General features: G+C 45.1%; 24 protein-coding genes. 1 reads left to right on the top strand and 23 read right to left on the bottom strand.

Annotated features, from left to right (window positions below; genetic code table 11):
• Window positions 1–97 precede the first annotated feature (97 nt).
• The 20 genes from G519_RS0107450 to liaF form a co-directional block, all read right to left on the bottom strand.
• Entirely contained in the window at window positions 98–1327 is a 1230-nt protein-coding gene (locus tag G519_RS0107450) for a DUF1501 domain-containing protein (RefSeq protein WP_029194142.1), read from the bottom strand.
• Between the two features lie 15 nt (window positions 1328–1342).
• Entirely contained in the window at window positions 1343–2662 is a 1320-nt protein-coding gene (locus tag G519_RS0107445; protein WP_036632303.1) for a DUF1800 domain-containing protein, read from the bottom strand.
• 113 nt (window positions 2663–2775) lie between these two features.
• Window positions 2776–3639 carry a malonyl-ACP O-methyltransferase BioC gene (gene bioC, locus G519_RS0107440; protein ID WP_029194140.1) on the bottom strand — a complete coding sequence of 288 codons (864 nt, stop codon included), beginning with the start codon at window positions 3637–3639 and terminating at the stop codon, window positions 2776–2778.
• Entirely contained in the window at window positions 3614–4390 is a 777-nt protein-coding gene (locus tag G519_RS0107435) for an alpha/beta hydrolase (protein WP_244280053.1), read from the bottom strand. The genes bioC and G519_RS0107435 overlap by 26 nt, the downstream gene beginning before the upstream one ends.
• Window positions 4391–4392: 2 nt before the next feature.
• A complete protein-coding gene (gene bioF, locus G519_RS0107430; protein WP_029194138.1) occupies window positions 4393–5565 on the bottom strand; it encodes an 8-amino-7-oxononanoate synthase in 1173 nt (390 codons plus the stop codon).
• 13 nt (window positions 5566–5578) lie between these two features.
• Window positions 5579–6577, bottom strand: a complete 999-nt coding sequence (gene bioB, locus G519_RS0107425) for a biotin synthase BioB (RefSeq protein ID WP_029194137.1) — start codon at window positions 6575–6577, stop codon at window positions 5579–5581.
• 52 nt (window positions 6578–6629) lie between these two features.
• The gene (gene bioD, locus G519_RS0107420) at window positions 6630–7367 is read right to left on the bottom strand and encodes a dethiobiotin synthase (RefSeq protein WP_029194136.1); all 738 of its coding nucleotides are present in this window, start codon (window positions 7365–7367) and stop codon (window positions 6630–6632) included.
• The gene (gene bioA / locus G519_RS0107415) at window positions 7364–8737 is read right to left on the bottom strand and encodes an adenosylmethionine--8-amino-7-oxononanoate transaminase (RefSeq protein ID WP_036632298.1); all 1374 of its coding nucleotides are present in this window, start codon (window positions 8735–8737) and stop codon (window positions 7364–7366) included. The genes bioD and bioA overlap by 4 nt, the downstream gene beginning before the upstream one ends.
• Before the next feature lie 202 nt (window positions 8738–8939).
• Entirely contained in the window at window positions 8940–9494 is a 555-nt protein-coding gene (locus tag G519_RS0107410; protein ID WP_029194134.1) for an NADPH-dependent FMN reductase, read from the bottom strand.
• Between the two features lie 182 nt (window positions 9495–9676).
• Window positions 9677–11101 carry a type I glutamate--ammonia ligase gene (glnA, locus tag G519_RS0107405; RefSeq protein WP_029194133.1) on the bottom strand — a complete coding sequence of 475 codons (1425 nt, stop codon included), beginning with the start codon at window positions 11099–11101 and terminating at the stop codon, window positions 9677–9679.
• A gap of 242 nt (window positions 11102–11343) precedes the next feature.
• The gene (gene aroF / locus G519_RS0107400; protein ID WP_029194132.1) at window positions 11344–12387 is read right to left on the bottom strand and encodes a 3-deoxy-7-phosphoheptulonate synthase; all 1044 of its coding nucleotides are present in this window, start codon (window positions 12385–12387) and stop codon (window positions 11344–11346) included.
• A gap of 130 nt (window positions 12388–12517) precedes the next feature.
• On the bottom strand, window positions 12518–13039 hold the full coding sequence (locus tag G519_RS0107395) for a DUF2062 domain-containing protein (protein WP_307720124.1): 522 nt from the start codon (window positions 13037–13039) through the stop codon (window positions 12518–12520).
• A 60-nt stretch (window positions 13040–13099) separates the two neighbouring features.
• Window positions 13100–14056: a 4-hydroxy-3-methylbut-2-enyl diphosphate reductase gene (locus tag G519_RS0107390; protein ID WP_029194130.1), complete on the bottom strand. Its 957-nt coding sequence runs from the start codon at window positions 14054–14056 to the stop codon at window positions 13100–13102.
• A gap of 47 nt (window positions 14057–14103) precedes the next feature.
• Window positions 14104–15576 (bottom strand): sensor histidine kinase, encoded by a 1473-nt coding sequence (locus tag G519_RS0107385; protein ID WP_029194129.1) that lies wholly within the window; start codon window positions 15574–15576, stop codon window positions 14104–14106.
• Between the two features lies 1 nt (window position 15577).
• Window positions 15578–16267 (bottom strand): response regulator transcription factor, encoded by a 690-nt coding sequence (locus G519_RS0107380; RefSeq protein WP_029194128.1) that lies wholly within the window; start codon window positions 16265–16267, stop codon window positions 15578–15580.
• A 130-nt stretch (window positions 16268–16397) separates the two neighbouring features.
• A complete protein-coding gene (locus tag G519_RS0107375; protein ID WP_029194127.1) occupies window positions 16398–18014 on the bottom strand; it encodes a S1C family serine protease in 1617 nt (538 codons plus the stop codon).
• A gap of 142 nt (window positions 18015–18156) precedes the next feature.
• Window positions 18157–18570, bottom strand: coding sequence for a YugN family protein (locus tag G519_RS0107370; protein WP_029194126.1), 414 nt, complete (start codon window positions 18568–18570; stop codon window positions 18157–18159).
• An 87-nt stretch (window positions 18571–18657) separates the two neighbouring features.
• Complete coding sequence (locus G519_RS0107365; RefSeq protein ID WP_029194125.1) at window positions 18658–19308, bottom strand: response regulator transcription factor; 651 nt, start codon at window positions 19306–19308, stop codon at window positions 18658–18660.
• Window positions 19298–20365, bottom strand: coding sequence for a HAMP domain-containing sensor histidine kinase (locus G519_RS0107360; RefSeq protein WP_029194124.1), 1068 nt, complete (start codon window positions 20363–20365; stop codon window positions 19298–19300). The genes G519_RS0107365 and G519_RS0107360 overlap by 11 nt, the downstream gene beginning before the upstream one ends.
• Before the next feature lie 9 nt (window positions 20366–20374).
• Window positions 20375–21490 (bottom strand): cell wall-active antibiotics response protein LiaF, encoded by a 1116-nt coding sequence (gene liaF, locus G519_RS0107355; RefSeq protein WP_029194123.1) that lies wholly within the window; start codon window positions 21488–21490, stop codon window positions 20375–20377.
• 268 nt (window positions 21491–21758) lie between these two features.
• Here liaF and G519_RS0107350 point away from each other — a divergent pair, with 268 nt between their 5' ends.
• Entirely contained in the window at window positions 21759–23048 is a 1290-nt protein-coding gene (locus tag G519_RS0107350; RefSeq protein ID WP_029194122.1) for an ammonium transporter, read from the top strand.
• Window positions 23049–23181: 133 nt separating this feature from the next.
• Here G519_RS0107350 and G519_RS0107345 read toward each other — a convergent pair whose 3' ends face one another.
• The 3 genes from G519_RS0107345 to G519_RS52925 all read right to left on the bottom strand — a co-directional run bounded on the left by G519_RS0107345 (window position 23182) and on the right by G519_RS52925 (window position 25437).
• Window positions 23182–23559, bottom strand: a complete 378-nt coding sequence (locus tag G519_RS0107345; protein WP_051253223.1) for a hypothetical protein — start codon at window positions 23557–23559, stop codon at window positions 23182–23184.
• A gap of 78 nt (window positions 23560–23637) precedes the next feature.
• Entirely contained in the window at window positions 23638–25161 is a 1524-nt protein-coding gene (locus G519_RS0107340) for a methyl-accepting chemotaxis protein (RefSeq protein ID WP_051253213.1), read from the bottom strand.
• A gap of 147 nt (window positions 25162–25308) precedes the next feature.
• Complete coding sequence (locus tag G519_RS52925; protein WP_261302307.1) at window positions 25309–25437, bottom strand: hypothetical protein; 129 nt, start codon at window positions 25435–25437, stop codon at window positions 25309–25311.
• Between the last annotated feature and the right edge of the window lies 1 nt (window position 25438).

Here is a 25438-nt window from a genome sequence, read left to right as displayed (position 1 = left end):
TAAAGCACCTCCACCAGCACGAAGAATTTTTTCCTTTTTAACAGGTTACCATGAACGACTAAAAACCAAAAGCCGAGGCACAGGACCTCGGCTTTCATTAGATAAATTTTAAAGACTCATAGGACTTGCCAAGCACTGCCGTTGCGTCACCTTTCAACCATTTATCTATAAGCGTGCTGTAAACACTTCGGAAATCAACCTCATACTTCAAATCCCCATTGTCCAAATTGCTCAGGCTCGGGTACGCTCCATAGAGACCGCCATTCACTTTGCCTCCAATTACAAACATCGGAGCTGCCGTTCCATGGTCGGTTCCGCCGCTTCCGTTCTCCTTCACCCTGCGCCCAAACTCCGAAAACATCATCACCACAACACGGTCCTGCAGTCCTTGTGACTCTAAGTCTTTATAGAACGCTGTCAGACCCTCGTCAACTTGAGTCAGCACTTTGGCATGCTGTACCTTCTCATCCGCATGATCGTCAAAACCGCCGATTTGCACATTAAATATTCTTGTGCCTGATTTACCGGCCAGCAGCTTAGATACTAATTGGAGATCCCTTGCAAAATTAGTTTTAGGATACTCCACTTTATTCGCATAAGCAGCCGTTAAAGCTTGAATCGCTTCAACACTTTTGAAGGCTTCATATCCACGCCCTGATACGACGCGCAGCTGTTCCGTCTGATTCTGCACACCATACATCTCCAAGAATGCTTTGGTGATCCGAATTTTGTCCATCATCGCAGTTTTCGGATCAATCAGATGATAGGTTTCTAAAGATTGGATAACAGGAAAGCTCATCTTCTCTGAAGCAAATGCCTTGCCACCTGCGCCAATCTGTATAGCTTTGAGCGGATTGCTGCTATCTCTTAAAGAAGACTCCGCATAGCGTGCAAGCCAACCGCTTCGACTCATCTTCGCTGGCTCAGCTGTCTGCCAAATTTCCATAGAGCGGAAATGAGAGTGATCGGGTTCCGGATATCCAACTCCCTGTACGACAGCCATTTTCCCGAGCTTATAAAGTGCAGCGAGGCCAACTAAACTCGGATGCAAACCTACTTGATTATCCAACGCAAGCACATCCTTCTGCTGGTAAGCCAGCGTCGGGCGCGCATCATAATAAATTCCTTGTCCATAAGGGATTAGCGTATTAATGCCATCATTTCCGCCGCTTAACTGAACAACAACAAGCACGGGTTCATCAACATTATCGTCAACACCGCCAGCAAAAATCGATTTTCCCGTTGCTGTAAATAAAGCCCCGCCTAGGCCTAAAGTCGCAAACATGGCTGTACCTTTCAGCAGAAAATCCCTTCGTGATAATTTCATTTTTCTCACCCCTTGCTATTTCATTTGAGCTTCCGGGCTAATCAGCACTAATTGAAGCAAACCTCTCAATCCCGCATTTTTTTGCTTTGTATGTATAATGGTATCGTCTGCGTATGCACGTAAACCCTGCAATGTTTTATCCGATAAATCCGTGATTCCCATACGCTGACTCCACATTTTCACCCATTCTTCCGGACGCTCCTGTTGTTCAGGTGTATAGTCTGCCGATGAGAGCACCTTCCCGTTCAGCTGCTTGGCAATGGACTCGGCAAACTGGTACCTTGCTAATAAGACGTTTGTATTCAGCCAAGAGGTGCCTCCTCTCCAACCGGCAACATCCGGCGGAGCATATAGCTCCTGTCCCATCCTCCTCATCGCTTGTGCATGCCCCTTCGACACAGTTAGCTTACAGCATTTGAGAATACCTGCCACATAGTCAGCCGGTGTTTTGATGAGAGATAACCGCAATTTCTCATCGTAAAATTCGTCCGATAGGAATAACTCTTGCAGTACTTCCCCCACAGTAGCCTTTTTTGATATTTGTTCGGCAACTTTTTGAATCCAGCTATCAGAGGGGCTGTCCGTTGCAAAATATTTGAGCAGCTTCGTAGCAAGAAAGATCGGCAGCGTTTTTTGATGGAAAATAATTTCAATTACATCTTCCGAATTCAGCTTTCCCGTTTCTTCAAGCAGCGTTTTCGTATCATTGTCGTGTTGTTTAGGATTATAACCTACTTTATTTTCCTTCTTATCATAAGTCCATCCCGTGAAAGCGCGCGCCGCTTCCTTCACATCAGTCTCTGTATAGTGACCGATACCTAGTGTGAATAGCTCCATGGCTTCGCGGGCATAATTTTCATTCGGTTTCCCTTTTTTATTCCGATTCACATCTAGCCAAATCATCATGGCAGGATCTTTACCTATGGCGAGGACGAGTTCTTTGAAATTTCCTAGTGCATGTTGGCGAAAAAGGGTGTTTTGTTGAACCATTAACGTGACATCATTAACCTTATAATTCGCCGTTGCAAAATGTCCATGCCAGAACAATGACATCTTTTCAATGAGCGGAGCATTGGAATATACCATTCGATATAACCAGTACATTTGTTGATCAGCTAATTGCAGCGGATCTAGTGACTTCTTGCCATCAGCAGTTAGTTGGTCAAATGGAGTTAGCGACGGTGCCTGATCGATCAATGCTTCTCCTGCAATTAGACGTCGCACCGTTTCCTCACGACCTAGTGCAACACAAGCAGTAACTTCTTCCCCAGTGGAACCAAATCCCGCTCGATGTAATAAATGAACGACTTCCTTGTTAGTCCATGGTGCTCCCATGATCTCCCCCCTCGCCCTATTTTCCAAACTGTACCACATAAATATGTCAAAAGTGTGTGGAAATAAAAAAAAGGATAGAGCTATCAGAATTATCTGATTCTCTATCCGTGAACCTATTCATGAGAGACCCTAGCTTGGATTAAGAGAAGATCATAAGTGGCTGCGATGCCTCCCTGTAGGCTGAACTTTTCTTCGTATGCCTTAAACATGCCTGCGAACAGCCTTCGCGAGCTGAGGCCAGGCGTAGCGGCAGCTTCCGAAGTGCTAGCCCCCATTGCTTTAACCGATAGTAGAAAATCTCTTACGGAAGCATATATTTCTTTTTGAATCAACCGTTCTTTGTGGAAACTTGAAAATCCTGCTTCCATGAGCGAGGTTTTCCACTCATAATCGGTTTGAAACGACAGTCCGTGCCGCTGAGGTTCCATGTCCATGGTTCGATACACGTCATGAAATGACTGATGCAGCTCGTAAAACGTTCTCGGCCCAAATGTTGTGAACACCAGTAAGCCTCCAGGACGAAGCATCTGCCGAAGGTGACGTAACGTTTGCCTCGGATTCTTAAGCCATTGAAAGCAGGCGCTCGAGACAATGAGGTCGAACGAGGCTGCTTGCACATCTGCCGACCACTTTTCTACATCGGCATGAATAAAGCTTAATCGATCTGGTTGACTTTGGCTGATAGCCAAATGGCTTGCCGTACCTGATCGGACACGTTGCTCCGCCACTTTGATCATGCCAGGTGCAATATCCAGTGCAGTAATAGACGCTTTGGACCATTCGTTAACCAGAATTCTGGTCAGAGTACCCGTGCCACAACCAATCTCAAGAATATTAGACGTCTCTTCGCCCTTCCACGCGATGAGAGTTTTGGCAAGCTGCTCTGCCATAATGCGCTGCACATTGGCGTGAATATCATACGAACCCGCTGAACTACGATTAAATTGGCGCTCAATATCCGTTATCCTTCTGCTCATCCCACCATCGCCTCAGTTTCTCAGCTATCTCATCTTCTCTTCCCAAAAACGGCGCATGCCCGCTGTCCGGTATGGAAAGCAACTCTGCTAGAGGCAATTGTGCTGCAAGCTCTGCCGCAGCATTGTAAGGACAAATCCTATCCTCCATGCCGTGAACAAGCAGAACCGGACATTTAATTTCCGGCAGCCCTGACAAGACTTCCTCACATCGCAAAATCTGAAGACCAGCAATTAGTGCTGGAGTTGTCCAGCTGCCAATGAGAGGAAATCTTTTGCCAAGACCGGCCTCCCACTCTGCTTCTGTAAACATAACCTGCCGAAATTTTGTTTCAACGGCTTGTGGGTCCTTCTTAAGTTCTATAATCATCTGCCTAACGTAGGCATCTGCCCAGCCGCGGTCCATCTCTTCAATAGAACGGGTAAAACGAGCTGTAGCCGCAAACAACACCAGCCCATCAGCAAAACCTTTAATCGCTAGCCTCAACGCCAGTAATCCGCCGAGCGACCAACCTCCGATTAACAGTGGACCACGGAAATCCCTTGTCTTACCTGTAGAAATATCCGAAGATCTCATGTTTTCTACCGCCGTTTCAGTAAGCAGAAGCATTTTCTCCAGAGAGTCGGCATCACTGTAATCGACGGAAACATGATGAAAATCCGGCATTAACTCGCGAAGTCGATCGAAAACCGTATCCGGCATGCTCCATCCGGTCAGCCATAAGATGGTGGCGCTTGTCGATGCAACAATCATAGTCATAGCACTCCTTGTTGAAGCCCGACGGTACGGATTCGCTCAGCAGCATCAATCAATTCCTTATTCGAATGAACGGCTGACAATGAGAAGCGAATACGAGCTGTACCAGCAGGCACCGTAGGGGGACGGATGGCAACCGAAGCGATCCCTTCCTCTTCAAGAGCACCACTGAAACGAATAGCCGTATCATTATCGCCGATGATTATCGGTACAATTGGAGAGTCACCGTTACCAACATCAAACCCTGCCTCGTTTAGCGAAGACCGAAACAGCCTAATTGCCTCGTGAAGTCGTTCCCGGCGCCAGTGCTCTGTTTGTACCATATCCAAAGCTTTTGAAATACCAGCTACAAGAGAAGGGGGCAGCGCTGTTGAATAGATGAGCGGCCTAGCCTTATTTATCAGCCAACGAATGAGTGTGCGGCTACCGCACACATAGGCTCCATACACACCGAAAGATTTACTGAACGTTCCCATATGGACATCCACTTCATCCTGCACCCCGAGTTCATGGCATAATCCCTCGCCACGCCGCCCGTATATTCCTCCGCTGTGTGCCTCGTCCACCATCAACATCGCCTCGTATTCGCGTTTGAGCAGCGCGAGTTCACACAAAGGCGCCTGATCGCCATCCATCGAGAAGACGGCATCTGTAACGATCAGCTTTCGCCGTTTATCACGGTACTTATTTAATAAGAAACGTAAATGTTCCATATCGTTATGACGATACCGAGCGAGCTCCGCACGGCTCAATATCGTACCGTCCACAATTCTGGCATGGTTTAGCTGATCGCTGAAAACAACATCACCTCGGCTTACTAGCGCACTAATCACACCAGAATTCGCCATATATCCATTTGCAAAAACAAGCGCTGCTTCGCAGTTCTGCCAACCGGCCAGTGCTTCCTCAAGTCGGCCATAAGGCGCCCGGTTGCCTGTCACAAGACGCGATGCACCTGAGCCTACCCCTTCGCTCAGCAGCGTTTCGCGCATCACTTCCACAATGACGGGATGCTGCGAGAGTCCAAGATAATCATTGGAAGACAGGTTGAGGAGTAGGCGTTCTCCACGAACCGTATAACCAGGGCATTCCAGAACCAGGCTGTTTACACGCAAAGAACGCATTAACGAGGCGTCCGTCATGTCCGCAAGTTCTTTTTCCATCCAATTCATCATCGGCACCACCTTAAAGGGCACTTAATTCAATCTCAAACCCCAAATCTTCAATCATCTGATGATCCGTTCCAACCTCTTGGCCTGCTGTTGTTAAATAATCACCAACAAATAGTGAGTTTGCAGCGTACAGCGATAGCGGCTGCAGCGTGCGAAGGTTGACCTCACGACCGCCCGCTACTCGGATTTCTTTAGAAGGACAGGTGAAACGGAACAGAGCCAGTACCTTTAAAGCTTTCATCGACGGCGTGCGGCCTGCATGTTCCAAAGGGGTTCCTGGAATCGCATTTAGGAAATTAATCGGAATCGAATCCGCATCGATATCGCGAAGCGCATAAGCCATTTCAACAATTTCCTGATTCGTCTCGCCCATGCCGATAATGACACCAGAGCAGGGTGACATGCCGTACGTTTTTACTTTTTCCACTGTTTCAACACGTTGGTCATAGGTATGGGTCGTAGTAATAGATGGGTAATTGGCTTTGCTGGTATTTAAGTTGTGGTTATAGCGATGTACGCCCGCTTCCGCAAGACGTTCGGCTTGCTCATCCTTCAAAATGCCCAGGCATGCGCAAATTTTTAGCGGCATCGTTTCACGGATTTCTCTAACCGCATCCACCACTTGATCTAGTTCCTTATCTGTCGGACCTTTTCCGGCAGCTACGATGCAATAAGTTCCAGCTTTGCGTGCCATAGCTTCACGTGCGCCGGCAAGCAGCGTGTCTTTATCGAGCAAGGTGTATTTATTTACTGGCGCCGTCGAAACAATGGATTGTGAGCAATAGCCGCAGTCCTCGGGACAAAGGCCGCTTTTGGCGTTAATGATCATATTCAGCTTCACTTTTTTACCATAAAAATGTTTTCTCACTTTAAATGCAGCCTGCAGCAAGGGCAGTACCTCATCATTGTCGGCTTCTAGTACAGATAGCCCTTCATCTAATGTTAAACATTCCCCACTCAACGCTTTTTGGGCAAGCGCTTGCCATTCCATATCGGCAGCAATAATTTCCATCATTATCGTCCTCCTTAACGCTTTCCCAGGAAAGCTCTCTCGTAAACATTTGCTATCGTTTATTATTCAGAGCCTGTCTGATGGGTGCGAGTTGTATCGTTTTGTGTAAGGTATGTATCAAAGTTTCTGAATTCGCATTGGTTTGCAAATGGGGAAATCGGCCGAGCACTCGAAGACCGCTATAATGCTCGATAAGTTCTGCATTCGAATCCGCACTAGGATCATTATGCGGCTCCGTTAATTCGCCGTCGTTCATTATGACGCCTACAATCGGGATTCCGTGATGCCGCAGAAATGATGCCGTCAAAAGCGTGTGGTTAATCGTGCCAAGGCTGGAACGGGCTACAATTAGAGCCGGTATATGAAGCTCTGAAATCAAGTCCACTACGAGAGCATCATCGGTCAGCGGAACTGCGACACCGCCAGCACCTTCAATGAGCAGCGCTTCATAACGTTTAGTGAGAGGTTCACCAGCGGCGATAAGCTCCTGCAGCGTTAAGGTCACACCAGCACGCTTTGCGGCGAGCATCGGAGTAAGCGGAGCTTCGAATGTAAATGGCGCCACCGCCTCTGGCGTCTCCTGGATTCCCGTGCTTTGCAGCAGCCGTTCAGCATCGGTAACTCCGCTGCCAAGAAGAGCACCGGACTGTACCGGCTTCCATACACCTGCGTTCAATCCTTCGGCGCGAAGCGCAGCGGTGATGGCTGCCGTCACCATTGTCTTCCCAACGCCGGTGTCCGTGCCTGTTATAAATAACCCGTTTATCGGTCCCATGTCCATTTTGTTCATAAAGCCCGGCTGCCTTCTGTGACGTTTACAATCGATTCAGCCAAAATATCTATCATCGATTCAAGCTCAGCTTCTGTGCTGACAAGCGGAGGGATGAAAACAATCACATTGCCTAGCGGCCTCGTCAGCATCCCGAGCTCTCTGGCCCTCATGCTCGTACGAACGCCGATTCGTTCTACCCAATCGTAGGGCTCACGAGAACCTTTATCACGTACGAGCTCGATTCCGATCATCAATCCCTTTTGCCGGATGTCACCAATATGCGGTCGCTCCTTAAGTGCTGCGAGCTTATTCTCGACAAAGGACGCCTTAGCTCTAACTCCTTCAATGATCTTGCGCTCTTCAAACAGCTTCAAACTGGCCAAAGCAACGGCACAGCCAAGTGGGTTTCCCGTGTAGGAATGACCGTGAAAAAATGTTTTCTGCTCATGGTAATCCGCATAAAACGCCTCGTAGATCTCATCCGTTGCAAGTGTCGCTGCCACAGGCAAATAGCCACCTGTCAGCCCCTTCCCTACCACCATTAAATCAGGTGATACGCTTTCGAGATCGCAGGCGAACATAGCGCCTGTACGACCAAAGCCGGTTGCGACCTCGTCGGCAATAAGCAGTACGTCATACTTGCGGCAGAGTGCTGCCATCTCACGTAAGCAGCCCGGCGGCATAACAATCATTCCGCTGGCTCCTTGCACAATCGGCTCCACAATAAGAGCCGCGATCTCATCTGCTCTCGTCTCGAGCAACTTACGAAGTAGGGTTAGCGTACCTTCCAATGCTTCTGCGGCACCGCCTTCATGGCGATAAGCGTAAGGATATGGAATGACGTGCGATGGAAACAGCATGGGACGGAACACATCATGATACAGCGGTATTGCACCGACACTAACCGCGCCAATTGTATCTCCGTGGTACGCTTGATTCATCGTAATAAACGTCGTTTTTCCCCGTGCTCCCCGGTTGTGCCAGTATTGAAATGCCATTTTGATCGCAATCTCGACACCGGTTGCTCCTGAATCCGAATAAAATACTTTGTTTAACCCTTTCGGAGCGATCCCTACCAGCTTCTCTGCAAGTTCGATTGCCGGTATATTGGCCATTCCTAGAAGGGTGGAGTGGGCGACTCGCCCTAACTGGTCCGCAATCGCTCGATTTAACTCCGGGACGTTGTGTCCATGTACGTTAAGCCAAACTGACGAGAAACCGTCGTAATAAGCTCTTCCCTGGGCGTCATAAAGCCTGATACCTTCACCACGTTCGATAATGAGAGGATCTGCGTTGTTGTAGTCTTTCATCTGAGTAAAAGGATGCCATAAATGCGACTTGTTGATTGCAGCAAGACGCTCGTAATCCGTTGTCACAATGATCACCATCCATATATTTAATTGTCAACTTAAAATCATTGTTTAGGTTGACAATTAATTGTGGTTATCTTAGCAGATCGGGACGTCTCTGTAAAGAGAATCCCAAATCATCACAGCCTGTTATTAAACATAAAAAATGAGCAACTCAAAGCGTAGTTTACACTTTGCGTTACTCATAATATATTTAATGGCGTATTGTTATCGGAAACTTTTATTTCAGTTTAACTGCCAATTGTTTGATCAATTCGAGGAATGAACCAACTACACGACGAACACGTTTATCGACATCTGGATGGATATCTTGATAGGTGACACCCGGATGGAAGCTCTTCCGCTGGTCGCCTCCAATAGATAGCCAATCTGGGCAGTTAATGCCATGCAGATTGCGTACAATCGTCTGCAGCTGCGTCAGAGAGCTGACAGCAATTGCTCCGCCTGCTGAGCTTACAGATAAGACAACCTTGTTGCTGAAATGGTCTTGTCCCAAATGATCAAGCGCGTTTTTCAAAACACCCGAAATTCCACTATGATATTCCGGTGTTGCCAGTACGATCCCCTCTGCTTTAAGCATAGCTTCTTTTAATTTCTCTAGAGCTTCGTGCCCCGCGTTTGCATCATCTGGTGTATAGAAAGGGACCGGTGTTAGATACAAGTCAATCAACGTCACCTCGTGGCCCTCTTGGGTCGCAAGATGCTTGATATATTCAGCAAGTCTTGTGCTTGTCGCTGATCTCTGATTACTTCCTGCTATCATGGTAATTTTCATATTAATCTTCCTTCCAGATCTGATTCATGCATTCATTATACCTCAACTCCCATCAAAATACACCGCTAATTATAATTATTATCAAAAGAGTATTAGTATCGAAAAAATGAAAAAACTGCCTCCTCCATAGAAATCTATGGAAGAAGCAGCTCGTATGTTATTGATTTATAAGTGCTAAAGAATTAGCAATCGAAGTAAAGGTTGTACTCGTGTGGGTGAATACGGATAGCTACAGCTTTCGCTTCGCCACGCTTCAATTCGATATAGTTATCGATGAAATCTTGTGTGAATACGCCGCCTTCGATCAAGAAGTCGGAATCAGCTGCAAGAGCATCCAAAGCTTCATCTAATGTACCAGGAACGCTGCGGATTTCAGCTTTCTCTGCATCGGACATTTCATAGATGTTTGTATCGAAAGGACCGTATCCAAGAGCACGCGGATCGATTTTCTTTTTGATACCGTCAAGACCTGCCATCAGCATTGCTGCGAAAGCGAGGTATGGGTTAGCCGTGCTATCCGGTGTACGGAATTCGATACGACAACCTTTAGGTGTCACCGCTGCGATTGGAATACGAACTGCTGCGGAACGGTTACCTTTGGAGAATACAAGGTTAACCGGCGCTTCGTAACCAGGAACCAGACGTTTGAAGGAGTTCGTACTTGGGTTTGTCAATGCGATCAATGCAGGTGCGTGGTAAAGAATACCACCGATATAGTTGATTGCCATTTCACTCAGGTTTGCGTATGCTCCTTTTTCATAGAACAAAGGCTCGCTGCCATCGAAGATGGACATGTGAACGTGCATACCGCTACCATTATCACCAAACAGTGGTTTAGGCATGAAAGTTGCTACTTTACCGTATTCTCTAGCCGTGTTAGCAACGATATATTTGTATTTGAGCAGGTTATCTGCTGTTTTAGTCAATGTGTCAAAACGGAAGTTAATTTCAGCTTGACCAGCTGTAGCCACTTCATGGTGGTGACGTTCGATACGAAGACCTGCGTCAGCAAGCTTATTACACATTTCGGAACGAATGTCTTGTTGGGAGTCAACTGGAGCTACAGGAACGTAACCGCCTTTGACTGGAACCTTATAAGCTAGGTTTCCGCCTTCTTCTTTGCGGCCTGTATTCCAACCTGCTTCTTCGGAGTCAACTTCGAAGTAGGATTTGTTCATGCCGTTCTCATAACGAACATCGTCAAAAATGAAGAACTCGGACTCAGGAGCGAAGAATGCAGTTGTACCAACACCTGTTGTTTGCAAATACTCTTCTGCTTTTTGAGCGATGCTGCGTGGATCGCGATCATAACGTTCGCCTTCTGGCGTATGAATGTTGCTCATAATGACCAAAGTTGGGTGAGCAGTGAAAGGATCTACGTAAGCAGTCTCTGGATCTGGCATCATAACCATATCAGATTGTTCAATACCACGGAATCCCGCGATGGAGGAACCATCAAAAGCTACCCCATTTACGAAAGTTTCTTCATCTACTTCTGTTGCAGGCAAAGAAATATGGTGGGCTTTACCGGAAAGACCTACGAAACGAAAATCTACCCACTCGATGTTTTTTTCCTTGATAAGGTTCAACACGTTTTGAACTGACATTTAAAAACCCTCCCATTTCCGTACATTCAACGTACTTTGCATGATTAATGTTCAACTTTTGGTTGTTATCTTGCACATATTATATAGCGATTAAGCTTACACAGTCAATACTTATGTCAGGTATTTTTTAAAGATGTGTAAGCTATGCTCACACTAATTCACATATTTGTCCGTCTTATATCCATAAACAGGAAAACTGGCTTCCTCATTCGAGGAAGCCAGTCATCTTAGAACTATTACCGTTAAGCCAAGATAACTTCTTTATGTGTATCAAACTTTTTACCAAGCAGCGGAGCTAGCTTCTCAAGATCAACAAGTAAATTAGCGAATTGATCCGGGAACAAGGACTGAACGCCGTCCCCAGTCATTGAATTGTCTGGATCTGTGTGCATTTCGATGATCAAACCATCTGCTCCTGCGGCTACAGATGCCTTAGTCATAGGAACAACAAGCTCTCTACGGCCAGTACCATGACTCGGATCTGAGATTACCGGAAGATGGCTCAATTGCTTAAGAACCGGAATAGCCGATAAATCTAGTGTATTCCGAGTGTACGTTTCGAATGTTCGGATTCCGCGTTCACAGAGCATAACATTCGGGTTACCGCCAGCAAGGATATATTCAGCAGCATTCAAGAATTCATCGTAAGTGGAGCTGAAACCACGCTTAAGCAGTACTGGTGTTTGAATAGTCCCAAGCTTGCGAAGCAAATCAAAGTTTTGCATATTACGTGTGCCTACTTGCAAAATATCCGCGTATTGGGCACATACATCAACATACTCAGGAGTCATAACTTCTGTAATAGTAAGAAGTCCATGCTTCTTACCCGCTTCAGCCATCATGATCAAGCCCTCTACGCCAACACCTTGGAAGCTATAAGGACCTGTTCTTGGCTTGAATGCGCCGCCGCGAAGAACTTGACCTCCCGCTGCTTTCACTAAACGTGCGATCTCATCTATCTGTTCTGGCGTTTCTACAGCACAAGGGCCGCCCATAACAACAAGCTGCTCGCCACCGATTTCAACACCTTTAATTTTGATAACGGTATCTGCCGGATGAAAGTCACGGCTTGCTAATTTATACGACTTTGAAATTTTCACGACTTGCTCCACTCCTGACATTTGACGCAGCTGTTCAGCTAATTTAGGATCGGCCTTGCCGATTATTCCGATTACTGTGCGATCCTCACCTTTGGAGACGTGAGCTTGAACACCTTGCTTTTCTATAAATTGTACAATTTCCTGAATACGCTCATCTGACGTTTTGTTGGATGTAATGGCGATCATCTTAAACACGCTCCTTATTTATATGGGTTGAATCACTTGAATACTTCAACGCTTGTTCGCTTCTACGCTTTTAACCGCTAAAGTAAATATACAACGCTTGACGAGTTTTCGTCAAGCGTTAATTTATTTGCTATTCATTTGTATTCGAAGGCGCAAGTTGATCTTTACGGATTCTACGTTTTTCTTTGCGGCGATTCGCATGGTATTTAAGTAAGAGCATAATTGGGAAGTAAGCAATAATTCCGAGTATCAGCCCAACCACCATACCGCCTACAATCAAATCTAAACCACTTCTAATAATGTTAGAAAGCATGTGGGGTAAATGATGGATCAGATAAATCTTAAAGTGCTTCGGTACCAACCAATCCCCCACTTGCTTATTGAGAATCGAGAATGGAATATAAATCACTTTTCCAAACACAAATCCAATTAACGCTCCAGGTAAATTAGCTCTTAATAAATAAACCAACGGAAAGATAAGAGCGAATGCAAAACCGGCTGTAGGTAGTGTAAACATCTCTACAAACAATCCAATTGAAAAGCCGCGTGCTACCTTAGAAGGACCACCTTTGGCACGTAAGAGAAGTAAATATTTATATCTAAACCAGCGCTTCATGCTTTTCCAATCGTAGCGAGCTTTCACTTTCATCATTTTCACCTTCTGAGTGCTTTGCATGCTGGTCTCAATCCCGCCCTGTGGAATAAATAAGGATCACTCACTACTAGCCACTTTGGATTTAACAGCCGGAATGAGCTTCTTCATATTAATAGTACGCGTAATATCCCAACTGGTTTCATCTTTTAAATCATAAGCCTCCAAATAGGAAATTACCTCTTTGGTTATCGGTGTTGGTGTCGAAGCACCAGATGTAACACCGACCTTGCGTACATGGGTTAACCACGTGCTATTAAGCTCAGTGATATCAGATATTCTATACGCTCTAACGCCTGCAATTTCCTCTGAAACTTGCGCTAAGCGGTTCGAATTATTACTTTTTGGATCTCCAACTACGATAACTAAATCAACTTCCTTCGCTTGTTCAGCTACCGCTTCTTGTCTAACCTGTGTGGCTAGGCATATCTCATTATGGATCTCAGCTTTTGGGAATAGTTCCAGTAATCGATTCATAATATGCTTAATGTCCCATTGGCTCATTGTTGTCTGGTTAGTAATAATAATACGTTCGGATTTAATATTTAGTTGTTCGGCCTCTTCAAGCTTTTCAATGAGATGCACCTTGTCAGGCGCTACACCTACTGCGCCCTCAGGCTCAGGATGAGCTTTCTTCCCGATATAGATAACTTCATAGCCGTCGGCTACTTTTTCTCGAATTAAATCGTGTGTCTTCGTCACATCTGGGCAGGTTGCATCCACAACAGTTAAACCCTTGTCCCGAGCTCGGCGTCTTACTTCAGGAGAGACCCCGTGAGCTGTGAAAATGACCGTCCCTGTTTCGATTTGTTCTAATATTTCAAGCCGGTTCTCACCATCTAAGGTGATGACACCTTCTTCTTTGAAGAAATCAGTAACATGCGCATTATGAACAATCATGCCTAATATATAAATAGGTCTGGGAAGATTTAAGTTTTTAGCAGTTTGCATAGCAAGCGCCATAGCATCTACAACGCCATAGCAATAGCCTCTGGGTGATATTCGGACTACTTCCATTTCTTCCACCTGCCTAAGAAATCATTATTTTCTTTCATTATAGCTGATTATACAGGGAGAGGAAAGTTTGCTGGAAGCCAAATCATAAAGGTGCTTCCTTCGTCTTTGCGCGTTGTCACTTCAATAGACCCACCGTGTTCATCTATAATCCATTTGGCGATCGATAATCCAAGTCCAGTTCCAGACGTCAGTCCCCTGGATAAATCTGCGCGATAAAATCTATCGAAAATATGAGGAACATCCTCTTTATCCATGCCTATCCCGGTGTCGGCAATCCGAATACCTATAAAGCTATCGGTTCTCGATGCCTCGAATCTTACGGTTCCAACTGGGGTATACTTGAACGCGTTTTCGATGAAAATAAACAACAGCTGCTGCAAGTAATCCCGGTTCCCTTGCACAACCGCATGTTCTAGTGCATCTAGATCACCCACTTGCCAATCTGCGGTATGCTCGAGCAATTGAGCCCGCCTTACCACTTCTTGAACGAGCGGCATGATCTCAACTGGCCTCTTTTCCATAAGAACGCCGGCATCTGCTCTCGCCAGAGCCAGAAGATCATTGACTAGTCTGCTCATTCGCTGTGCTTCACCTGCGATATCATGCATAGCTTCGAGTGACATTTGCATTTGATCAGGCGTAGCAAGCTCTGTACTCCCCGAAGTTTGCTTCCACATCTTTTCTAACAAGTCGACATTTCCTCGAATTGTTGTAAGCGGTGTTCTCAGCTCATGAGAAGCGTCCGATACGAATCTGCGCTGAGCGCGGTATGCTTCATCTAATTCCAGATAGGTGATCTCAATCCGAGAGAGCATTCCATTAATCGTCTCCGTCAAGCGTCCAATCTCATCAAGTGGACCGTCATATTGAATACGCTTCTCTAGATCATCGCTGCTTCCTATTTGATTCGCGGCGTCAATGACGCGTTCTATCGGCTTGAGCGCCTTACGCGCCAAGAACCAGCCAAGTGAAGCTGCCACAATAATCGTGAGTAATGCCCAAACCATCAGCGTATACCCGAGGGTAACGGACGTTTTTTCATAACTGCCAATCGGTACAGCAGCTTGAAGAACCCCGATGAGTTGGTTCTGGTCATCAGACCTGATCGCTTGATTGTAGATGAGGAAGTCTTGCCCCAGTACCTTGGTCTTTTCGAAAAAACCATCCTCATTCATTAATTTATCAATCGTATTTTTCGCTAAAGGCAATGTAACATCATAGAATTGTAAGTTAGCCGAGCGATTAAATTTTTTGAGTGCAATATTATATAATTGCAGAAACGTATTCGTAGAGTAGAAATCTCTACTCTCCAGTTCCAGATCAACAACGAGTCCCTTCTGTGAAAGGGCGAAGCTCTTTTGAATACGCAAAGAGGTATTGCTCGCTTCCCTTTTCACATCTTGGCGAATTTGATCGTATAGGAAATAATTCAAGAAAAAATAAAGAACAATGCCGAAGAGCAGCATAGTTAGAGCCAAAATACCTGAATACCAAAGCGTTAGCCGCAAGCGAAGTGACATATTAAGATTCCCCTCTCAATACGTAACCTGCCCCCCGCACCGTTTGAATCAATCGTTTATGGCCATATTCTTCGGTCTTTTGACGCAGCAGCGCGATATAAACCTCCAAAACATTGGATTCACCGCTATAATCGTAGCCCCATATTTTTTCCATAATAATATCCCGTGAAAGGACACGCTTTGGATTCTGCATGAACAAGTGAAGTAAGTCAAACTCCTTGGTTGTTAACTCAATCAGTTTCTCGCCGCGAAAAACCTCACGTGTATCCAAATCCAAGATTGTATCCTCATAACTCAATCTATTCGTCTGCTGCTCAGGACGCTCCGTTCTCCTTCTAAGAAGTACACGTACTCTAGCCAGCAGCTCTTCAAGCGCGAACGGCTTGACCAAATAATCGTCAGCACCGAGATCCAAGCCTTTCACGCGATCGCTGATTTCATCTTTGGCTGTAAGCATAAGAATCGGTACCTCGCTGCCGCTTTCACGCACTCGACGAACGACCTCCCAGCCATCAATATGCGGCATCATGACGTCCAAGATCAGCAGATGCGGTTCCGCTGTCAACATTTGCTTGAGGCCATCCGAACCGTTGGCGGCAGTGATGACCGAATATCCTTCAAAGGCCAAACCTCTTCTCAACATAGACGTAATTTTCTCATCATCATCAATAACCATTATGTTCTCTCTCATCGACGAAACCACCCTTCTATCAACCATTGTAACAAATTCAGCTATCCAAGCAAAAAGAAGCGGAGCCTGCAAGCTTGCGGCCGCGGGACTCCACTTCCTTTTATTCCGAACTAACCTTTATTCAACTCTTTTATTGTTGGGCAGGCGTCTCTGCTAACGCATTTTTATCCCCAACTGTAATCGGTACTTCCATGCGCTTGCCGTCTCGAATAAGTCCCAAAGTAACCTTGTCGCCAACTTTCGATGCCTGAACTTTAGTAATCAATTCCTGCGAATTTTTCACCTTGGTTCCGTTAATGTCTACAATGACATCGTATTGACGCAGACCCGCTTGGAAAGCAGGGCTTTTACGTTGAACGCTGCCAACTAATGCCCCATCTGTGTTCGAAAGCTTCAATTCACTTACCCAGTCTTTACCGATATCTTGTAGACCTACACCTAAGTAAGGAACGGGTTCTTTAGGAATTTGAACATTATTTTTAAGATTTTCAAGAACCGAAGAAATGGTGCTAGTAGGAATGGCGAAACCAATTCCTTGCGCTTGAGAACTAACCGCCGTATTAATACCAATAACTTCACCATTCAAGTTCAGTAAAGGTCCGCCGGAGTTACCAGGGTTAATGGATGCGTCCGTTTGCAGTAAGTGCTTATACTCGCGAGTTCCTTTCGCATCTGGAATGCTGATAGGACGCTCCTTCGCACTAAGCACACCTACAGTAACCGTGTGGTCGAAGCCGTATGGATTACCGATAGCAACAACCCAATCCCCAACATTCACATCTTCAGCTTTACCAAGTGGGAGGATTGGAAACTCTTTATCGCCTTCGATTTTGAGAACAGCCAAATCCAAATCGTAGCTGTTACCTAACAATTTAGCTTTAAATGGCTTATCATAACCTTCAACCGTAACTTGAATTTCATCAGCGCCGTCAACAACGTGCTCATTGGTTAAAATATATCCGGTTTTTTCGAAAATAAACCCTGTTCCCATACCTGCTGGCTGCAGTTCGCCGCTTCCAGAGTTATTCTGATTACTCTTAGGCGCTGTGTTGCCGCCGCCATTATCCCCAAAGAATTGACGGAAGAACGGATCATCAAAGAGGGAGTTGCCGCCACGGCTTGTTTGCTTCGGCTTCACAAGAGATTCAACCTTAACAATTGCAGGTCCAGCATTCTGTGCAATAGCTGAAATGTTTCCCGGGCGAACAACATCAAGCCCAACATTTTTCACTTCGCCTCCGTTACTGCTTCCGCTCTTCGTTGCAGCTGCTGTGGAGCTGCCCGAAGCTAGAGGCTGATTGCCAGTAAACAAATTCATTTTATCAGCGCTGAACATAAGTGCGCCTACGACCAAGGCGCCTGCCATGAAAGCCGCGAAAATGCTTTTCACAGATGAACGCTTTTTTGCGTTCGGATCCCAGGGTCCCGAGCCTTGCGGAGCGCCTGCTTCCGGTCCAAAACTGAAAGGACGCAAGTTCTTAGGAGGAGTAACTTCAACACTGGAAGTTCCTTCAGTACCCGACGAAGAAGTTGTTAGCGAATGTCCTTCGTTTTCTTCGTTAAAAGCCGACTTGTAAGGGCCATACGAATAATAGTAGGACGGTCTTGCTTTGTTAGGATCTTGTGGATCTTGCAGGTCTTGCGGGTCTTGATGATTAGAATCATTTCGATTTACGCCATCGTTGTTATTGCTATTGTTGTTCTGCGACTTAAAGAAGTCGCTATAATCTTTCTTGTTGTCTTCCATAGTTCTTACCTCCATTTGATTAATAAAGTTATAAGTGCATGTTCTTGAAGGGTTATGTCTTGTTCTCTGTAGTTCTATCATGCACCTACAACCTTAAACGAATATTAAAAAACAATAAAATGGAGGTAAAAAAAGGGCTAACTCACTGTATCCAAGCTTGTTCCACCTTGTGGAGCAACCCAGCTGCTTCTTTCACCCATTTATCTTCGATTTTGGCATCAGGGTCAAGCGGAGTTTGGAATTGGTCGATCATTGCACCAAAGGTTTCTGCTTCCGCATCCTGGCTAAGTCCTTCATTATACACATGCTTCAGCACGAAAGGAGTTCCCATTTCGACGATCGCATCCGTTGATTCGGAATCGCCATCAATCCTTCCTGTGATAACTTGAAAAGGTATACGCAGCCAAACTAGATGCTCTTCATCTAAGTAGTGGTCGAAATAGCCATGATCGTAATCCCAATTGCCGCCCAGAGCAAAATCGAATTCATGCAGGTGCTCACGAACACTGTCGAAAGATTCTTGAACCTGCTCCAAAGATGATGATAAAGTTTTCATTCAGACACTCCTTAAGCGCTCATATTATTTTACTTACGCATAGAATGTGTCAAAATCTAGTTTTTATGTGTGTTTCGTTCCTTATTGTCAAACCAAGCCTTTGCGGTGTGCGTAGATAGCAAGCTGAGTCCGATCCTCTAATTCACACTTCATTAGGAGGTTGCTGACGTGTGTTTTGACCGTTTTGATACTAATAAAAAGCTCTTCTGAAATGTCCTTATTACTCTTTCCCTCTGCAATCAAAAGCAATACTTCTCTCTCTCGCGAAGTCAACCCTTCTTCCTCAGGCACACTAGTACGCTGTCTGATCCCTCTTGTAAGTGCCAAGGACACTTCTGAATTCATAACCGGCATACCGCGGTAAGCGCTCATAATCGCATGAATCAATTGGTCGGATGAAACCGTCTTCAGCATATAACTGATGGCACCCGATTCGACAGCTTCGAGAACCTTCGCTTCCTCCAAGAAGCTGGTCAGCATAATTACTTTTATCTGTGGAAATTTACCGCATATCAACTTGGTGGCACCTATTCCATCCAGCACCGGCATGGTCAGATCCATCAAAATAACATCCGGCAAAAGATGAGAGAGTTCCTGATTTAACTTATCGAACGCATCCTGGCCATTGCTTGCTTCCCCTACAACTTCCAATCCGGGTTCCAACGAGATGTAGGTTCGAAGCCCAACCCGTACCATATCGTGATCATCGACGATCATCACTTTAATGTTACTGCTCATTTGTTTCTCCCTCTCTTTCCTTCATTAACAAGCTCGACTGTCCCGTAAACCGCGGAATGCGTACTCTAACTCGTGTTCCTGATCCTAATTTGCTGTCTATCTCTACTTCGCCGCCAAGCTTCTGAGCTCGCTCTCTCATTGTCGATAAACCATGTGAAGCCGATGGAATGTCTCTTCGTTCGAAGCCTTGACCGTCATCCTGCAGCTGAAGTACATACTGATGCTCTCTTTCATATATAGCTAGGCGAACTTGTTTGGCAGAAGCATGCTTAACTACGTTCGCAAGCCCTTCTTGTATAATGAGGAAAAATTGATGTTCAATCGCTTCAGATATCGATTCATGCAGTGAAACATCAAGCTTGCCCTGCAGCTCATGGTTTCGGCAATATTCCGGAAACCATTTCTCCAGGGCTTCTTGTAAGCTCATATCTCCCAGTTCGATGGGCCTTAATTGCGAAATGAGTCCGCGCATCTGCTTCTGGGCATGGTGAGACATTTGAATAAGCTGATTCATGACGCCTGGTGCAGCATCTGGATTTCTCTCCAGAATCTTGGGTAAAGAGGATGCTGACATATGAATGGCGAACAGTTCTTGACTAACGGTATCGTGCAAATCCCGCGCGAGTCTGCGTCTTTCCTCAAGCACAGCATTTTCCGTGAGCTCCTGATCCCGAATGGCCTCGGCCTCACCCAATTTTTGCAGCAGCTGAATACGCTCTTCAACGGCAGAGGCCATGTTATTAAAAGCATCATACAAATACAAGAATGGTTCTACGGGTTCCATTTCAATCCGACTGGAGAAATTCCCTTTGGACAATTCGAGCATGGCTACATGAAGTTCATCAACTTTGCGCTGCCATCTTTTGGTCGCAACATAACCCACCGTTAGACAGACCAAGAGAATGGCTATGAGGAACCACATGCGGAACTGCCATGAAACAAGCTCATCCTTATAATATTCAAGCACAATATAGATGCTAGATACCGTGAGCAAACTCGAAATCAGAAAGTAATTCAGCAGCTGCCACTTCATATTGAACATTCGCAATTTGTACATGCTCCATCCTTACCCTATCTTTTTAATTGTAATGTCACCAATAAACATACTCGTAGTTACAATAATTTTTCGTTCAGCCTCTTCATATTGCGAGGTCTGAGTTCTCACGCTGCGCAGAAACCCACTCTCCCGCCGATCAAGCACTTTCATATCTCCGATAAAAGAACTTGCCATTACGCGAACTTCAACATCAATATCATTAGGAATGAATATTTTCACATCACCAATAAATGCTGTAACATGAATCGTTGTTTCTCCCAAGGGAATGGCTGCACGAGTAAGATCTATGACGGAATCACCAATGAAATGTGAGATCTGAATCGGCTTTAGTTCCCAAGCTTCTTGTCCCAGATGCACATCTCCGATAAATCCATGCCGATGAAGTACATCACCAGAGTCGAAGTTACGTACGAAATCATCGTACTTATGCCCATGATGGTTAAAAGCATGCGTTTGCGGTTGTCCCGGTGGCTGAGGTGGCTTACTTAGATCGGGTACCCCCGGTGCTTCAGGCACATCCCACAAATGTTTATCATGAAACTCGCCATGAATATCCTTGAGTACGGCTTTCTCCTCGTCACTGAGTTCATGCTTTGCTTCATTAAAAGTAGATTTATTATTATGCTCCGTATCCTTTGTAGGCGATGGCGCTCCATCACTCCACTTGGGTTGATCCCATGGATTTCTGTATTTTTCATGCTGCAATCTTCTAGCTTCACGTCTTGCCTGCTTTGCTTGCTCTTTCGCTTCTTTAATAGAAGGCCAATCCGGTGACTCTTTCTTGCTAGGCTTAAAAATCACATTCAAACCAAATAGAATTAAGGCAATAGGTCCCAAAATCTGAAACATCTCTCCAAGCGATCGATCGGTCAGCTTTAAATTCTTCAGGAGAAAGATCGTTCCAATACAGCAAACGAGCAAACTCCAAATCGAGCCCCCCCAATGATACTTACGCTGCCAAACAAAACCAACGAGACCGTAGAAAATAAGAATTACAGGCCAGTAAGTGGAAAACATATAAGCAAGATCAATATCAATAAACCCTAATTGGTTAAGTAAATAAAGGACACCTGCCGTTACGAGGACAAGCCCCCAGATTATTCTTTGAAACATATGCGGATTCATGCTTCTTCCTCCATTTGTGTACAACGTCGTTAAGATACCTCTAGTTTATAAGATACAGCCATGAATGAAAAGAGACGAAAGATTGATGGTTTCCTCGGTCTAGAGACTGAGTTTTCGTAGAATTAGATGAATAACTGACATCAATTATTTTAAAAACGAACAATAACCACCAGATGTTATGTATTCTTACGTATATCGTTGACATGTTTATCATCAGAACCGTATAATTGGTGCAAAGAATTCCTCAAACGTAAGGAGAGATCAGTTTATGGATGCAATCCAACAGCTTTCTAGCGGCCTAGATACCATATGGGTGGTTCTGACAGCTGCCATGATTCTATTAATGGAAGGCGGCTTCGCTTTATTGGAGGCAGGTTTCGTCAGACAAAAAAATGCCGTAAGTATCATTATGAAAGTGTTTGTTGATATCTCTTTTGGAGCACTTATTTTTTACTTATTCGGTTTCGCCCTTATGTATGGGAAAGATGTTTCTGGACTATTTGGAACTACCGGCTTCTTCATGGGAGGAGATTTAACACATATCGTTTTAAATATCTCACATGAGACTTATTGGCTATTCCAGTGCGCCTTTGTTATCGCTGTGATCTCGATCGTTTCTGGGGCTGTAGCCGAACGCATCAATTTTCGTGCTTACATTCTGTACACCATCGCAATGACTGGTTTAATTTATCCGATTGCTGGCCACTGGATTTGGGCCGTTAATGGATGGCTTGGCAAATTAGGCATGGTTGATTTCGCAGGTTCTGCTGTCATTCACGCACTTGGCGGCTTCTCTGCTCTTGCCGCAGCGATGATCATTGGTCCACGGATTGGCAAATTTTCCGCTAACGGCACGGCTAATATTGTACCACCGTCTAATTTGCCGCTTGCCTCGGTAGGCGCATTTATTCTTTGGTTCGGTTGGTTTGGCTTTAACTCAGGAAGCACGCTAAGTGCCACCAATACTTCGATCGGCCACATTGCAGTAACCACCATGCTCGCAGCAGCAGCGGGCAGCGCAACTTGCATTCTATTCACCATGATGCGCTACCGCAAAGCCGATCCTCCCATGGTTATCAACGGCGCCCTTGCTGGGCTCGTTGGCATTACCGCAGGCTGTGCATTCGTTAGTGACGCTGCAGCCATTTTCATCGGAGCCGTATGCGGGATCGCCATGGTTTATGCAACAGAAATGCTTGAAGCTAGACGGATCGATGATCCAGTCGGCGCTTTTCCCGTTCATGGTATTAGCGGCAGCATCGGGACTCTCGCTGTAGGTTTATTTGCTCAGCCTGACGCAATTCGGGAAGGCACTGCCGGATTATTCTATGGAGGGGGCTTCAGCCTTCTAGGTGTTCAAGCCTTAGGGCTTGTTACCATTTGTATATGGGGATTCGTCATAACATGGGGTTGTATGAAGCTAATTCAACTTATTGTTCCACTGCGAGTTAGTAGAGATGAAGAATTGGTTGGATTAGACGTCGGTATCCACGGTGTTCCAGCCTATAGCCAAGAGGATGGATTCCTGGACTTAGAACATCTAAAGAAAGGCCAATAAACAAAAAACCTTCCTAATGGAAGGTTTTTTATTAGTAGATAAGAAAGTATAAGTTTTATACTTTTGCTTCGCATCTACCTTGACAAACGCGCTCGTCCCTTAAGGACGACGGAGTCGTTTATCCTTGTTTGTATTAAGAAAGCAGCTCTTCAATCTCATCCGGTACGGAGATCACATCGCCTGGTTTGGATTCATTCATAATTTGTCTCGCATGGGCAATTTCAGCTCGAAGCTTCCTAACCTGCTCCATGGGCTTCTTCACATAGTGGATATACTCGACAGCAAGATGATGGTCAGGTTTCTTACCAGAAAACATGCGGCGAAATGATGACATCGTCTGATAAGCGCGCTCTTCTTTCATTCTTTTGATCTCGTAGCGCTCCACTACCTGTTCAATATCCAGGACCTGCTGTTCCTTGCGGACAATGTAAGCTTCCAAGAAAGGAAATACCTCTGCAGCTTTCCTTGGCGTTCTTTGAGGTTTTCCGTCCACTCGCAAAGCATTCAGCATGATCACTCACCTATCTCCCCGTGTCAAGATTTATAACAGTTATCTTATTTTACACCAAAACAAACGATTTGAGAACCTTTATTTCAATATTAAATCAATTCCTACGACCCCAACAGGTACTCCCATGTCATCTATTATCGCTTTTGACATCGTGATACATGGTTTTTTCGTAATAGCTGACACGTATTCCGGAGAAACGAAGAGTTCTCCCCCCATGGCACGCTTCCACCACTCTCTGCCCTTTGCATTAACAAGACCTGCCTCAGGCATTGAATAAATGAAGGTTCCATCTGCGCGGTTAGACCAAATTGCTTCAATTCCGGCCGTTTTCTGTAAGACAGTGCCTAAATGGGAAGCATGCTTAACATCAAGCAATGAAGTTATGTCAGGTATTAGCACAAGTGAGCTAAGTAGTTGCTTCATTTCTTGGATATTTACATGAATCGTACCTTCTTTATTTTGCATCCCTACGGCTTGAATCGCTTGTATCAGTTCCTTAGAGGAACGATCAAGATTTTGGTTGATAAGCTGCAGCATCGATACTTCATCGCGCTGCTTTTTCATTTGACCCAAGGTAATCTCCACACTAGACATCGTCTCATTCATCAAATCAACCACTTGGGCGAGCGATGTTCTTGTGCCTGAAACAAGTGAGGACTGATGCTGGGTAGAGCTCGTTGTACTCGATACAAGATTATTGACATTTATAATCAACCCGAAGATGGTATCGATCTTGTCTTTAATTATTTTCATCTCAGCGATTCCATGAGCGACAGATGCTTTTTCTTCAGCAACCGCTGTCACAACTTGGGAAACACCGCTCTCGATGGATGCCAATAATTCGGAGGATTTCGTAACCGCTTCATGACTTTGTGTAGCAAGCTTCTTTATTTCCTGAGCGACCACTGAAAAGCCTCGTCCATGCTCACCCGCCCTGGCCGCTTCAATGGAAGCATTAAGCGCGAGCAGCGAGGTTTGAGAAACTACTTCAGCAATGAAGGTATTGATTTCTTCAATCTTTGAAGTATGTCCTGTCAAATCCTGAATCTTCTTCTGCATAGTATCATTATTCATATGTAGATCATTCATGACTTCATCCGTGGCATTCAGTGACCGGCATACATCAACCACTGTATCTTTGGTTTGTTCACTCTCTTGATGCATATGTAAGGATGAGTCTAGAATTTGGTCTGCAGCAGCCGCTACCTGCTGAATCGCAGCGAATGCTTCCTGCAGCTGTCCGACAGCATGATTACTTCGAATCTTCAGATCCTCTTCTCCTTGGATTGAAGCATCAGCTATGTGCAGCAAATGTCCGATCGAGCGATTGACTTCCTCAACTGCAGCTGCCAATCTGTCCGCAACAACCTGAGATTCTTGTATAAACGTTCGGAATTGTTCGTGGTGGTCCTTATTATCTTGGCTATTTGATGACATTGTTGATCCTGTGCGAAGCCAAACAAGAATACCTATAAACAAAAAAACAGCCAAACTTGCAGCCGTAAACCATCGAGAAGAAGTCATTAACGCGAGTACACTTACCGTAATACCAATGAGAATAAGAGCATTCAACCAATCTTTGTGTTTCATTTCTGCGCGCATAAGCAATTGGAACTCCTCCCAAAAGGAACCTAAATGTTAGTTTTTGTTACATTATAACGAAAAGAGGAGATGTTGAAAAGAAATAAAAAAACAGAGACCTTTTCAGATCTCTGTTCTTCTATCATTTTTTAGCTTATTGATATTGCATTATTTATTTTGGTTTTGTGTATTCGTTTGTTGCTGTTTGTTTGCTACTGATGTTTCCGCAGCAAATTCTACGTCTTGAGCTACATTCGAGCTCAAATTTTTATTCTTGTTGTTCTTGTTCTTAGCCATG

The organism is Paenibacillus alginolyticus DSM 5050 = NBRC 15375 (genome assembly GCF_000422905.1).
GTDB classification, from domain to species: Bacteria; Bacillota; Bacilli; order Paenibacillales; family NBRC-103111; genus Paenibacillus_E; species Paenibacillus_E alginolyticus.
Note: the sequence above shows the minus strand (reverse complement) of the source record. Positions and strands in the feature narration are given on the sequence as shown.

What these genes read in the sequence shown, in the direction of transcription:
- G519_RS0107450 (WP_029194142.1), bottom strand. Translation starts at nt 1,327, where the DNA reads ATGAAATTATCACGAAGGGATTTTCTGCTGAAAGGTACAGCCATGTTT.
- G519_RS0107445 (WP_036632303.1), bottom strand. Translation starts at nt 2,662, where the DNA reads ATGGGAGCACCATGGACTAACAAGGAAGTCGTTCATTTATTACATCGA.
- bioC (WP_029194140.1), bottom strand. Translation starts at nt 3,639, where the DNA reads ATGAGCAGAAGGATAACGGATATTGAGCGCCAATTTAATCGTAGTTCA.
- G519_RS0107435 (WP_244280053.1), bottom strand. Translation starts at nt 4,390, where the DNA reads ATGATTGTTGCATCGACAAGCGCCACCATCTTATGGCTGACCGGATGG.
- bioF (WP_029194138.1), bottom strand. Translation starts at nt 5,565, where the DNA reads ATGAATTGGATGGAAAAAGAACTTGCGGACATGACGGACGCCTCGTTA.
- bioB (WP_029194137.1), bottom strand. Translation starts at nt 6,577, where the DNA reads ATGGAAATTATTGCTGCCGATATGGAATGGCAAGCGCTTGCCCAAAAA.
- bioD (WP_029194136.1), bottom strand. Translation starts at nt 7,367, where the DNA reads ATGAACAAAATGGACATGGGACCGATAAACGGGTTATTTATAACAGGC.
- bioA (WP_036632298.1), bottom strand. Translation starts at nt 8,737, where the DNA reads ATGGTGATCATTGTGACAACGGATTACGAGCGTCTTGCTGCAATCAAC.
- G519_RS0107410 (WP_029194134.1), bottom strand. Translation starts at nt 9,494, where the DNA reads ATGAAAATTACCATGATAGCAGGAAGTAATCAGAGATCAGCGACAAGC.
- glnA (WP_029194133.1), bottom strand. Translation starts at nt 11,101, where the DNA reads ATGTCAGTTCAAAACGTGTTGAACCTTATCAAGGAAAAAAACATCGAG.
- aroF (WP_029194132.1), bottom strand. Translation starts at nt 12,387, where the DNA reads ATGATCGCCATTACATCCAACAAAACGTCAGATGAGCGTATTCAGGAA.
- G519_RS0107395 (WP_307720124.1), bottom strand. Translation starts at nt 13,039, where the DNA reads ATGATGAAAGTGAAAGCTCGCTACGATTGGAAAAGCATGAAGCGCTGG.
- G519_RS0107390 (WP_029194130.1), bottom strand. Translation starts at nt 14,056, where the DNA reads ATGGAAGTAGTCCGAATATCACCCAGAGGCTATTGCTATGGCGTTGTA.
- G519_RS0107385 (WP_029194129.1), bottom strand. Translation starts at nt 15,576, where the DNA reads ATGTCACTTCGCTTGCGGCTAACGCTTTGGTATTCAGGTATTTTGGCT.
- G519_RS0107380 (WP_029194128.1), bottom strand. Translation starts at nt 16,267, where the DNA reads ATGAGAGAGAACATAATGGTTATTGATGATGATGAGAAAATTACGTCT.
- G519_RS0107375 (WP_029194127.1), bottom strand. Translation starts at nt 18,014, where the DNA reads ATGGAAGACAACAAGAAAGATTATAGCGACTTCTTTAAGTCGCAGAAC.
- G519_RS0107370 (WP_029194126.1), bottom strand. Translation starts at nt 18,570, where the DNA reads ATGAAAACTTTATCATCATCTTTGGAGCAGGTTCAAGAATCTTTCGAC.
- G519_RS0107365 (WP_029194125.1), bottom strand. Translation starts at nt 19,308, where the DNA reads ATGAGCAGTAACATTAAAGTGATGATCGTCGATGATCACGATATGGTA.
- G519_RS0107360 (WP_029194124.1), bottom strand. Translation starts at nt 20,365, where the DNA reads ATGTACAAATTGCGAATGTTCAATATGAAGTGGCAGCTGCTGAATTAC.
- liaF (WP_029194123.1), bottom strand. Translation starts at nt 21,490, where the DNA reads ATGAATCCGCATATGTTTCAAAGAATAATCTGGGGGCTTGTCCTCGTA.
- G519_RS0107350 (WP_029194122.1), top strand. Translation starts at nt 21,759, where the DNA reads ATGGATGCAATCCAACAGCTTTCTAGCGGCCTAGATACCATATGGGTG.
- G519_RS0107345 (WP_051253223.1), bottom strand. Translation starts at nt 23,559, where the DNA reads ATGCTGAATGCTTTGCGAGTGGACGGAAAACCTCAAAGAACGCCAAGG.
- G519_RS0107340 (WP_051253213.1), bottom strand. Translation starts at nt 25,161, where the DNA reads ATGCGCGCAGAAATGAAACACAAAGATTGGTTGAATGCTCTTATTCTC.
- G519_RS52925 (WP_261302307.1), bottom strand. Translation starts at nt 25,437, where the DNA reads ATGGCTAAGAACAAGAACAACAAGAATAAAAATTTGAGCTCGAATGTA.